The organism is Segatella copri, from assembly GCF_019127135.1.
Classification (GTDB): domain Bacteria; phylum Bacteroidota; class Bacteroidia; order Bacteroidales; family Bacteroidaceae; genus Prevotella.
Genome location: NZ_JAHOEA010000082.1, coordinates 1 through 10,885 on the forward strand (window position 1 = coordinate 1; position 10,885 = coordinate 10,885).

At 41.3% G+C, this 10,885-nt stretch carries 15 protein-coding genes and 1 pseudogene; 5 read left to right on the plus strand and 11 right to left on the minus strand.

Translation table 11 applies throughout. The annotated features are described in order from the left end of the window. The 9 genes from KSW37_RS14320 to KSW37_RS14355 all read right to left on the minus strand — a co-directional run. A partial coding sequence (locus KSW37_RS14320; RefSeq protein WP_217315003.1) for a pyridoxamine 5'-phosphate oxidase family protein occupies window positions 1-248 on the minus strand: 248 nt, incomplete at its 3' end. After that, a complete protein-coding gene (locus tag KSW37_RS16140) occupies window positions 220-354 on the minus strand; it encodes a hypothetical protein (RefSeq protein WP_262897849.1) in 135 nt (44 codons plus the stop codon). The genes KSW37_RS14320 and KSW37_RS16140, both read right to left, overlap by 29 nt. Window positions 355-417: 63 nt before the next feature. Then, window positions 418-1,248 carry a nucleotidyl transferase AbiEii/AbiGii toxin family protein gene (locus tag KSW37_RS14325; protein ID WP_254368684.1) on the minus strand — a complete coding sequence of 277 codons (831 nt, stop codon included), beginning with the start codon at window positions 1,246-1,248 and terminating at the stop codon, window positions 418-420. Next, window positions 1,245-1,871: a type IV toxin-antitoxin system AbiEi family antitoxin domain-containing protein gene (locus KSW37_RS14330; RefSeq protein ID WP_094440158.1), complete on the minus strand. Its 627-nt coding sequence runs from the start codon at window positions 1,869-1,871 to the stop codon at window positions 1,245-1,247. Before KSW37_RS14330 ends, KSW37_RS14325 begins: the two co-directional genes overlap by 4 nt. 283 nt (window positions 1,872-2,154) lie before the next feature. Continuing rightward, window positions 2,155-2,895, minus strand: coding sequence for a YczE/YyaS/YitT family protein (locus tag KSW37_RS14335; protein WP_217315004.1), 741 nt, complete (start codon window positions 2,893-2,895; stop codon window positions 2,155-2,157). Next, window positions 2,896-3,135, minus strand: coding sequence for a hypothetical protein (locus tag KSW37_RS14340; RefSeq protein WP_089542814.1), 240 nt, complete (start codon window positions 3,133-3,135; stop codon window positions 2,896-2,898). It lies immediately after the preceding gene. A 32-nt stretch (window positions 3,136-3,167) separates the two neighbouring features. Continuing rightward, entirely contained in the window at window positions 3,168-3,545 is a 378-nt protein-coding gene (locus KSW37_RS14345; RefSeq protein ID WP_217315005.1) for a YccF domain-containing protein, read from the minus strand. 24 nt (window positions 3,546-3,569) lie between these two features. Further along, window positions 3,570-3,869, minus strand: coding sequence for a thioredoxin (trxA, locus tag KSW37_RS14350; protein ID WP_217315006.1), 300 nt, complete (start codon window positions 3,867-3,869; stop codon window positions 3,570-3,572). 2 nt (window positions 3,870-3,871) lie between these two features. Continuing rightward, window positions 3,872-4,672 carry a YqiA/YcfP family alpha/beta fold hydrolase gene (locus KSW37_RS14355; RefSeq protein ID WP_217315007.1) on the minus strand — a complete coding sequence of 267 codons (801 nt, stop codon included), beginning with the start codon at window positions 4,670-4,672 and terminating at the stop codon, window positions 3,872-3,874. Between the two features lie 115 nt (window positions 4,673-4,787). On the opposite strand from KSW37_RS14355, the gene KSW37_RS14360 reads away from it, so the two are divergent. The 5 genes from KSW37_RS14360 (at window position 4,788) to KSW37_RS14380 (ending at window position 9,942) form a co-directional block, all read left to right on the plus strand. Then, a complete protein-coding gene (locus tag KSW37_RS14360; protein ID WP_217315008.1) occupies window positions 4,788-4,940 on the plus strand; it encodes a hypothetical protein in 153 nt (50 codons plus the stop codon). Window positions 4,941-5,097: 157 nt separating this feature from the next. Beyond that, window positions 5,098-6,156: a Fic family protein gene (locus KSW37_RS14365; protein ID WP_217315009.1), complete on the plus strand. Its 1,059-nt coding sequence runs from the start codon at window positions 5,098-5,100 to the stop codon at window positions 6,154-6,156. A gap of 15 nt (window positions 6,157-6,171) precedes the next feature. Next, entirely contained in the window at window positions 6,172-6,312 is a 141-nt protein-coding gene (locus tag KSW37_RS14370; RefSeq protein WP_217315010.1) for a hypothetical protein, read from the plus strand. Window positions 6,313-6,388: 76 nt separating this feature from the next. After that, the gene (locus KSW37_RS14375; RefSeq protein WP_217315011.1) at window positions 6,389-8,227 is read left to right on the plus strand and encodes an HsdM family class I SAM-dependent methyltransferase; all 1,839 of its coding nucleotides are present in this window, start codon (window positions 6,389-6,391) and stop codon (window positions 8,225-8,227) included. Beyond that, on the plus strand, window positions 8,209-9,942 hold the full coding sequence (locus KSW37_RS14380) for a restriction endonuclease subunit S (protein WP_262897850.1): 1,734 nt from the start codon (window positions 8,209-8,211) through the stop codon (window positions 9,940-9,942). Before KSW37_RS14375 ends, KSW37_RS14380 begins: the two co-directional genes overlap by 19 nt. Before the next feature lie 230 nt (window positions 9,943-10,172). Here KSW37_RS14380 and KSW37_RS14385 read toward each other — a convergent pair whose 3' ends face one another. Together KSW37_RS14385 and KSW37_RS14390 are read right to left on the minus strand one after the other, a co-directional pair. Further along, window positions 10,173-10,268: a smalltalk protein gene (locus tag KSW37_RS14385; protein ID WP_153072405.1), complete on the minus strand. Its 96-nt coding sequence runs from the start codon at window positions 10,266-10,268 to the stop codon at window positions 10,173-10,175. A 327-nt stretch (window positions 10,269-10,595) separates the two neighbouring features. Further along, window positions 10,596-10,885: pseudogene (locus KSW37_RS14390) on the minus strand (hypothetical protein); the annotation flags it as partial.

The window sequence follows — 10,885 nt, forward strand, 5'->3', positions numbered from 1 at the left end:
GGACCAACCGTAGGCGCACAACGGGTTACGGCTGAAAGGCAAACCTCGGGATGAGCCTTGATTGCCTCCAACTTCTTGCCTTCCAAGGCACCATGAAAATACCAATTCACATCATCATCTGATGCGAGTGACAGGGGTAAACCATAAGGCTTGCCTTCTTCGTCAATAAAACTGACCGTTATATACGGAGCCTTGTGCATTACTTCCAAAGCCCACTCACTATCCATTGCTCTTGATTCCTTTCTCATTTTTTAATCCTTTGTACTTAAATACTTTAACCATATCCTTGTCGCCACCCACAAGCTGGCTACATCTGTTCAGCATTCCGGTGTCAGAGAAACCGCATTTCACCATGACCTTTCCTGATGCTGAATTTCCGGTGAAATGATCTGTCCAGATGTTTTCTAAATGTTTCTTTCATTCAAATCTGATCATTTTTGCAAGTTCCATAAAATAGTCATTCGACCAAATATCCAACTCTTTGGGATTCCTGACAAAAGGCAACACGTCAGCCTTTATTTGATTCATGTCTGCCGTGGCAAGTCTTTCATTCAGTTTTTGAAGGAACGTCTCCTTGTCAAGCTCTTCGTGATTGATCTGCAAGGCTCTTTCGCACAAGTGAGTAAAGTCAAGAGGAACATTGTGGCGAACATACCATTCGAAGTCATACCAATCACGTCCCTTAACTCTGTTCTTCCAGGCACGATACACCAGTGCATGCATCTTTCCTGCAAAGAGGGTTGGCAAAGTGAAACATCGTGTCATGAAAGATTGGGGGAGCAGAAGCAACTTCTGTTCTGTTTGGAATTTCAAAGGAGGTTGAGTATCAACTTCAATCTTGATCTTAACAGATTTCTCAGTTTGGAATGTAATATCATATACATCTGTGTTGTCTTTCAGAAAGGCAGACTCCACTTTGCCAAAGTTCTTTTTGTCCTTCTTTCTGATTTCAACCTCTCTACCCACCATAGCGAATTGGTCAATGATGGGCTGAAAATAATGTGTAAAATCAAAGTTTTCATTCGGAGCAAGCAGGGAAAAATCCATATCCTCAGAGAAACGATGCAATCCATGGAATATACGTAGACATGTTCCACCATAGAAAGCTGCCTCGTTGAAAAAGCCACCATTGTAAAGACCAGAAAGAATAATCTGCTGGTTGACCTCAAAGATAGCATTGCGCTTTTGCAGTTCGGTCGTTATGTCATAGCTCGAAAGCATTTGATTGAATATCTCGTTTGTATTCATTTCCTTAAATATTTAATTAGAGTTTCTATGGATTTAGACTTTTTCCCAACCTGAGCATATCGCTCAAATATACTTATGTCCATATTTCTGAAATCATCTATTTCCATTCGGATGTCCTCCTCCAAATAGTTCTCTACATCCTTCAGGTAACGTAAATTAACCTTCGGAGAATTTGCGATTAAGTCACAGAGAGCTTTTTCTGGTGTTGCCATCAGAAAGGCGTAACTCTGCATATTGATGCTTGTAATCCCTATTGAAAAGGCTTCTCTTGACATGTTCTTATACTCAAAACGCCCGACAGGAGTATCAAAACTACGGGAGTGCTTTAGTGTCATAGACTGAGTAGTATAAACAGCTTCTGGTATTAATCCATAATAACGTAAGGCTGTCTGCATAGACACATACGAAGGTGCATAAAGATGATTGGCTATCAGTTCTGTGGATAGAGCAACACGAGACACATTTGGGGCTACCACATAAAGCCCCTTCTTGAGTCGGATAATTTTATGAGCCGCCTCAAGACTGCGTACTTTCTGATTCCCTGCTTCAATGTTAGTAAACAATGAAGCTATAGCTGAAGTACTGACTGGTATGTTACCTATATGTTCTAAATCCATTATCATGGTGCAAAAATAGTAAAATTTGGAATAGAAAACGAACTTTTATTTGTTTTTCTGTTCTATTTTTGGCTATTTTAACAAGTTGCTTAGTTAGACCGCTAAATATTGATGCAGAAATTAGGCTACATACTCCGAGTCAGAATAGTGCTCCTGTTCCATAGCATTCTCATTGCCCACATCAGAATAGCAGTATTTTTACATACTGTTTATATGCCTGTTGCTGAATATACTTCTGGAAAATTCATGTTCATCTATTTTTATCCGTTGAACTTAAATAATCTTGACGTTACAACTGTCTTCTTATGTATCGTGCCAGTCCGTAAACATATCTTCGGCAACCTGGACGATAGTGGAGCAGGCGGTCGAACCATGCAAGATGTTTGTTGAATAGGCGAACTGTAACACCTACATAGACCATGGCGAAGAGCGTTCCGATGCCCACAATCTCCCATTTCCATGACCCGAGAAGCAGGAAACAGAACAAGACGGCCAAGACCACGAGCGTGATGTCCACCCGAATCTTGGCTTTAGGGAAAGGCCAGCCGGTAACCTTGTGAATGGCGATGGAAATGCCCTCGCCAGGCATGGTTACTGAGCCGCACTTCACCTCCATGGCAATTCCGAAACCGAGGATGGTGCAACCGGCAATCTGCACAAGGGCATTGACCAGGATATTTTCTGAAACCATCCACTGTGTAAGCACCATATTGAGGTCTATGAACATTCCGAAGATAAAGCCGATAGCGAGTTGGAAGAGTTGCACCCACTCGAAGTTTCTTCTCAGAATCAGTATCTGCAGCACCACGAAGATCGCATTCATCATGATGGTGTAGCCGCCGATAGTCCATCCTGGGATGTAATCAAGCATCTTACCTGCCGAAGCCATCACGTAAGGGATGGTGGAAATAACGCTTGAACCTAACTGACTTCGCACACATGCTGCGACTCCGAAAGTCATTACATAGAGCGAAACGAGCAGCAGAATATGCTGCCATACAAAAGATATAACTTCTTCTTTCTTAATCATTTATATTATTTTTTTAATCAATTCGTTCAGTTTATCCTCTCTGATAATCTTCGGCTGAGCCTTGCCAGCGAGAATGAGAATCTTCTTGCCGTTACGATAGATATGAAGCTGTCGTGAGCGAACCGCGGCAGTCAACTCCTTATCGTTCTGCATGGCTTGCCAGATAGGATAATATACTCCCTCAGGTTCAAACAACTTCTTTTGAAGATGCGAGCAGAGGTTTGTTGTATCAATAGTTATTGCCATATTTCCTTCAACTTCTTCTTATCACTTTAAAATCCCAACTCCACATCCTTGCCGAATGGTGCGAGCGAAAGCGCGGCCATCTTGAAATGCTGTTTTCCCCAAGGAATGCCGATAGTCGTTATACATAAGAGAAAGCCGAAGAACAGATGCATGAGGCAAGCCCACAATCCTCCGAAAATCAGCCAGAGTAAATTCAACGGGATGCGAATGCAACCAGTTGGACTATTCGATTCTTTTACTGTAGAACCAAAAGGCCATAGGCAGAGCAGACCAATCTTGAATGTCTGTATTGCAAACGGAATGCCGATGATAGTACATGCAAGAGCCAGACTTCCGGTGAAATAACCGATGGCAGCTTCGAGACCTCCGAAGAGCCACCAAAGTAAGTTTCCTATTATGCGCATAAGATTATTCTTTTATATTTTTGATTATGTCAAGAATGGATCAAGCGTAGCCAGAAGTTCGGCTTTATCTACCACACCGCTTGTGCGCCACAATACTTCTCCGTTTCGGAAAAGCATCAGTGTAGGCACAGATTGGATGCGGTATTGGCTTGCTGTTACGCCGTACTTATCTACATCCACCTTGATGATTCGGATGCGGTCGCCCAATACACTCTTTACCTGCTCCAGAATGGGGTGCGTCGCCTTGCATGGTTGGCACCATGTAGCAAAGAAATCGACCAGAACAAGCTGGCCACTGTTTATTACATTATTGAATGTCTCCATAATTATTTATCTATTTCTGTGAAACGATTAAAAGTTCTGCCGTCCCTCGTAACTTTCCCGAAGAACATATCTTCCGGTCTTACCCAATAGGCTTGGTCTCCATAGAGAGCCTGATAAACCACCATGCGCTCCTGAGTCTCGGAGTCGAAGGCAGAATGGATGAATTTGTATTTGCCGCCCTTGAAGTGCTGGAAATATCTTTCTTCCTTTGCCGAAAACTCCATAATCATTTTCTGGGCAAGGGGAGCGTACCATGTCTTCACCTCCTGCTCTGTAGGCGTATGACCGCCAGGGAAATGGAAGGCTTGGTTGTAATGGTGCAGGAAGAGAGGGGAGAAGTGAGCCAGGGAGTCCTGCTCACCAAAAAGTCCCCACACACGATCCTTATAATAGGGGTTGCAATGGTCAAACTGCACGGCTTCCAGCTCCGCAAACTCCTCAATCAGCGCCTCGTCTATCACCAGCCGCTGATTGCCGTCCCTTCTCGGTGCCTTGTATTCATGCTCGCCGATTCGCTCCTTCAGAAACTCCGTCATCATGAAATACGGATTGCCGAGCAGGGCAGGAATGCCCACCACAGGAGCCAGCATCTGGGCGAGGAAAGAGCCGCAGCTGTTGCCCAGAAGCAAGTCGGGCTGCTCCCGGTCGATGATGGAGCGAATCTCCTTCAGTGCCTCCTTGGGGTGCAATGGCAGGTCGGGAGTCAGCACCACCGCCGTCCCCTCAAACGCCTCTTTCAAGGCTCTCGCCATCGGACAACTGCCCGTAGCGAAGAATCCGTGTAGGAATAATATCTTCTTCATGCTCTAATCATTTGATAATGATGCGCCTGTAATCTAGGAGGATAAGCCATGCTCAACTCCCATATTAGCGCAATATATCTGCAAAAATACAAAAAATATTCAGAAAAGTGATTTTATGGATGGATTTTGTTTGCAGGGCAAACTTGATTTAACCTTATTTTATAAGATAGAGGGATATTTTGATAATCTGAAATCCTTAATGACCTTAATGACCGTGACCTTAATGACCGGACCCTTTGGGGGGATTGAAAATGAAAATGACCGTTAATGAATTTGACCCTTCATGACCTCTTAAAACAAAAGGCGGAAGGTATGGTAGATATAATCTTAGTAAAATGCAGAGTAATTTGCATTTTTCTTCATAATCATTCGTGTTTCTAACATATTTTACCTATCTTTGTGCCTTAAAAAATAGAAGTTGCAAAATGGAAAAGTATGTGTTAGAATTACAGGCTGTACTAGACAAATATAGAAGTCTTGGTATTTCGCAGCAGATAGATTACGATAAGTTCTATCTGTATTCCATCATTACACACTCTACTGCCATAGAAGGTTCTACTGTGACGGAAATAGAGAATCAATTGCTCTTTGATGAAGGTATTTCTGCTAAAGGTAAACCCTTGGTAGAGCAGTTGATGAATCTTGATTTGAAGCATGCCTATGAGCAATCCATTCGATGGGCTAGGGAGCACAAACCTTTTTCTGTAGAAATGCTTAAGCAATTGTCTGCATTGGTGATGAAGAATACCGGCAGCGTTTATAGCACGCTTCAGGGGGAATTCGATTCTTCTAAAGGTGACCTCCGTCTATTAGGTGTCACAGCGGGAGCTGGTGGACGTTCCTATATGAACTTTCTGAAGGTTCCTGCAAGGTTGGCTGATTTCTGCAATGAGATAAACCGCAGGCGTGAATTGCTTCTTGAAAACCCGAGTGAAATGGATGCATATTTGTTGAGCTTCGATGCTCATAACATCCTTGTCAGCATCCATCCTTGGGTGGATGGAAATGGCAGAATGTCGCGTCTCATCATGAACCACCTTCAGTTTGAATTTAATCTTGTTCCGACAAAGGTAATGACTGATGATAAGGCAGCTTATATTGAAGCTCTTAATGCATCTCGAGAAGAAGAGTCTATGTTACCATTCCAGTCTTTCATGCTTCAAGAACATATCAAAAATCTTAAGGCTGAGATAGAACAGTATGAAAGATCTATGGATGATGATGTCGTGATAAATGTCGGGAAAGATTTTGAAAATGTCGGGAAAGAAAAATCGCTTGAACTTTCTGAACGTCAGCAGAATATCATTTCTGTTGTTAAATGTCATCCGGAAATAACGATTCCGGAATTGGCGCAGAGAATGTCGGGAAAGAAAACAGTTACGACACGTACAATTGAAAGAGATATTGCAGCTCTTCAAACTAAGGGAATCTTGAAGCGTGAAGGCGGTAGAAAAAGTGGTAAATGGATAGTTGTAAACATTTAAAAAATAGAAACAGATATGGCTACAAAGTCGAAGCATAGCATAGAAGAGAAAATTGAGGATTGGTGTAAAAAGCAATTCAATGGTCAAAAGTATTATACCAAAACAGAAGCTATCAATTCTGAAATAGATTTTCGCTCTAGAGAAAGCACCAAGTAAACAGGGTGGTTCTGGAAAGAACTACCCTGATATCAAGTATTTGCTTACCTCCGATAACATTCGAAGAATTCCTGTAATGATTGAGGTTAAAGGTAAGAAGGGGGATTTGATAAAGGTGAACGAAAAAGGTGAGGTCGATAATCTCAAAAAGAATTTAGATTCTAATTTTCAGAATATAGCAAAATATGCAGTTAATGGTGCCATTCACTATGCTAACGCTATACTTAACTATGCTGAGTCTTACAAGGAAGTGTTAGCTGTTGGTGTTAACGGTTATGAAGAAGCTGGTGATACAATTCACGAAGTTGATGTTTGGTATATTTCTAAAGATAATCTCTTTGTGCCAAAGCATGTTGGTGGCTATGAAGATATTTCATTCTTGCTGGAAAAGAACGCAAAAGAATTTGTTGAGAAACTTGACTCACTTGCTCTTACCTCTGAAGAACTTGAAGAACGTAAACTTGCACTTGAAGATGATATAGAACGTAAGTTGAAAGCTCTGAATCAGAGCCTGCATGACGAACAGAACATTCTGGTTGGTAAGCGAGTACAGCTTGTAGCTGGTTTGATTATGGCTGGACTTGGAGCAGATGGTGTACAACCTCTTCGTATTGAAGATTTAGCAGGCAGAGAAGATGATGAGAATAATGACGGACAGGTGATTATGAGTAAGATTCGAATGTATCTTGGATATAAAAAACTGCCCGAGGAGAAAATTGAAATGATAACGAATATTCTCAAAGTCGTATTCACCCAGTCAAATCTTCAAATTCCTGTTAACGGAGAGAGTAAACTCCACACGATTTATGCTAGTGTGAAGCGAGACATACTTCCATATGTTACAGGAGAACTACATAACATAGACTTTACTGGTCGTTTGTTTAATGTAATGAATGAGTGGGTGGATGTTCCGGATGGTGATAAGAATGACGTTGTCCTAACTCCTCGTTATGTTACAGAATTGATGGCGAAAATGTGCGAAGTGAATATGAATTCATACGTCTGGGACTTTGCCACAGGTTCGGCAGGATTTCTTATATCTGCTATGCACCAAATGATAGGAGACGCAAAGCAAAAATATGCCAATAGCCCTACTAAATTAGAAGAAAAAATTGTAAAGATAAAAATGGAGCAGCTTCTTGGTATTGAGAAGTTGCCAGATGTTTATATGCTTGCTGTTTTGAATATGATTTTAATGAAGGATGGAAGTGCCAATATCATCCAAGAAAATTCTTTGGAATACGATGGAAACTATAAGCAAGGTAAAAAGAAAGATAAGCCTTTCCCTGCCACAGTGTTTTTGCTTAATCCTCCATATTCTGCCGATGGTAAAGGTTTCATTTTTGCCGAAAAAGCGTTGGCAAAAATGAAACATGGTGGCCGTGCAGCCATCTTGATTCAGGAAAATGCAGGTAGTGGTAATGGTTTGCCGTATACGGCTAATATCCTTAAGAATAATACGCTTCGGGCATCCATTAAAATGGCTGATATCTTCTGTGGTAAGGCTAGTGTACAGACGGGCATTTATGTGTTTGATGTAAACCGCCCTCATGATGCAGAAAATGATGTAGTACGATTTATCGATTTCAGTAATGACGGTTATAGCCGCATGAATCGTAAGAAATCAGGTCAGAGTATAAACCTGCGTGATACAGATCATGCGAAGGAACGATATGCTGAGGTAGCAAATCTTGTTCGTTATGGCAAGGGAGCTGATGATAAGAATCTTCACTATTTTAAGGATTGCTATACAGAAGATTACATTAGTCTCAAAGGCAATGACTGGACATACGGACAACATCAAAAGATAGATACTGTACCTACGGAAGATGATTTTCAGAATGTGGTAAAAGAGTATCTATCATGGAAGGTAGGACAAATTCTTAAAGGAGATTCTTGCCTGGGAAAACTATAAGCCCTCACTTAGCTGAAAAAAAGTTTATTAATAGTGGGGGCTATTTTGAAACATGTAATATAGAGGATTTGTTTATCATAAAGGGAAATCCTCAGTTAGATAAGGAAAACCTTAGTTTTTCTAAGGATTCTTTATACCCATATTTTACACGTACTGTTTTCAATAATGGTATATATGGTTATGTTGATTACTATGATGACAAGCATCTTATTAAAGGTAATTCAATAGCTGTAGGAATGATGGGAATGCAGTTCTTTTACATGGCTCACGATTTTTATGCAGGACAATTTACAAAAACTGCCTTTCCTAAATTTAAGGGTTTTAATTGGCGAGTTGCACTTTGGTTTATATCATGGTTTAATAAATCTAGTAAAAAGTATTTAGGTCTTCTGGTCCGTGAATTTGAAAAAGCTTTTTTGGAGACGGAAATATCAGTTCCTAGAAATGCTGATGGTTCTTTGGCTATTGGATTTATGGAATCTCGCATCCGCGAGATGGAGGAATCTCGCATCCGCGAGATGAAGGCTTATCTAAAAGTCTCAGGATTTGAAAATTGTGAGTTGACGAAGGAAGAAAAAAATGCCCTGAATAGTTTTAACAACACTAAACTGAAAGAGTTTAAAATTGGCGAATTATATAATAAGCAAGATCTCAATAATTCTTCTGTTGATAAACGAAGAGATACAAGGCAAGTTCCAGATGAAACTTATAATGTTCCATTGGTTAATGCGAAAAATGGCGATAATGGGATAATGTTCTATGGACATAAAGATAAATTTGCAAGCATAGAAATGGCTATCGATATTGTACAAAACGGTGCTGTTGCTACAGGTAATGTTTATCCGCAGCCACAGTGCACAGGTGTTCTTTGGGACGCATACTTAATCAAGGCTGTAGGTCATTCTGATACAAGAGAGAGTCTTTTTTATATGTCTGCAGCAATACACAAAAGCATAAAGAAGAAATTCAATTATGAATGTAAAGCTACATGGAATAGAGTAAGTCATGAAAAAATATGGCTCCCGGTCACCGATTCTGGCTCCATTGACTATCAGTTTATGGAAACATATATTCGTGCTATCGAGAAGTTGACTATACAAAAAGTTTATGATTGGCGAGCACAGGAGGTTGAAACAACAAAGGCTATTATTAATGATAGTGTAAAATCCCTTAAAGTGCTACAACAGAAGTCAATTCCATATTTATTGCCGGATGATAAAGCACCAAAGATGGTAGCCGAAGATATTTTTATTCCATGCAGTATTGAGATTAGGCTTCAGGATACCAAGCGAGAAGAACTGTTAGGTGGTAATCTTGATTTGATTCTGATGTATGCTATCGCTCCAATAGCTAGGCATAAAACCGAATCTGCAAGTAGAATTGCATTGGGCATCAAGGAAGATCGATTATCTGTCGAAGCAATCAAAGCTTTCGAAAGTGTACATTACATTATGTTTCATTATTGGAAGAATGCAGAAGCTACGCCTTTTGAACTGGTTGCGCCTACATGTCTTGTAGATAAAAAGGATATTCCTAAAGGATTCCTGATTAGACAGGAAAAAGATGCTAAGCAATTTCTGCTTATAGAATACAATGCAGAACAACCTGCGAATATTTCTGAATATGACATTCTGAAAGTTCAGAGGAAGGGCAATAGCCGTTATATTCCTTTTGTGTGTAAGTTAGATAATATAAAGGTAGATTTAATTGAGTAACTTTGCATGGAAGAGGTGTTTTTCAACCCTAAATTTGGATGGTAGAGTGGGACATCAAATTATATGAAATCCTTAATGACCGGATTTAAGGGGATAGAAAAATGATAATGACCGGAAATGACCGGATTTCCCGGTAGAACAAAAATCGACCGCTCTCCTCGTATTGGGTGAGCGGTCGTTTTCATTTATGATAGAGTCTGCTTATAATAATAAGTTAGGCTCCATGTTCTTTATCCCATGCAGCTCGTTACTCCGAGCGTGGTAGCGATAGCGGTCAGAATACTGATGGCTATCTGCAAAATTGTTTTCCAAGTGTTCGCTTTCATCTTTTTTAATGTTTAATGTTTATTGTTTAATGTTTACTTTGTGGGGCGCAAGTCCGCTAGGCGTAAGAGGTAACGCAAGTCCGCTAGGCGTTCCTGCGGATTTGAAATCCGCAGACAAAAAAGGCTCGACCTCTTTATCGGGGATTTGTAATCCCCAGCCGTAGGCTTTTCATATCTCCAAAGCTCGTGATGCTGCATTCTCGCTTGAGGCGGATTGCAAATCCGCAAGGAAATAGGTCGAGCCTTTTTTAACGGCGGATTGCAAGTCCGCCAGAACGCCTAACGGGCTTGCGTTTCTTCCTTGCGGCTAGTGGCTGCGGCTAGGGGCTAACCCATATTGCCGTCGCCGCCTGATTCAGAGCCTTGGCCCTCGCCGCCGGTCTGGTCGGTATTTGAACCGCCACCTTCGGTATTACCTGAGCCGCCCTCAGTGGTGCTTGAACCACCGCCTTCGGTAGTGCCCGAACCGCTAGGGGTAGAACCGCCAGGAGTATTATCCGGAGTAGTTGGCGCGTTGAGATCAACGTTGGTCTTACCCTCCTTAATCGCCTTGATAACGGCTGCCTGAGCACTGCGGCTGGCTACGAGGTTGAACTCGGCGTCATCGCGAAGGTTCT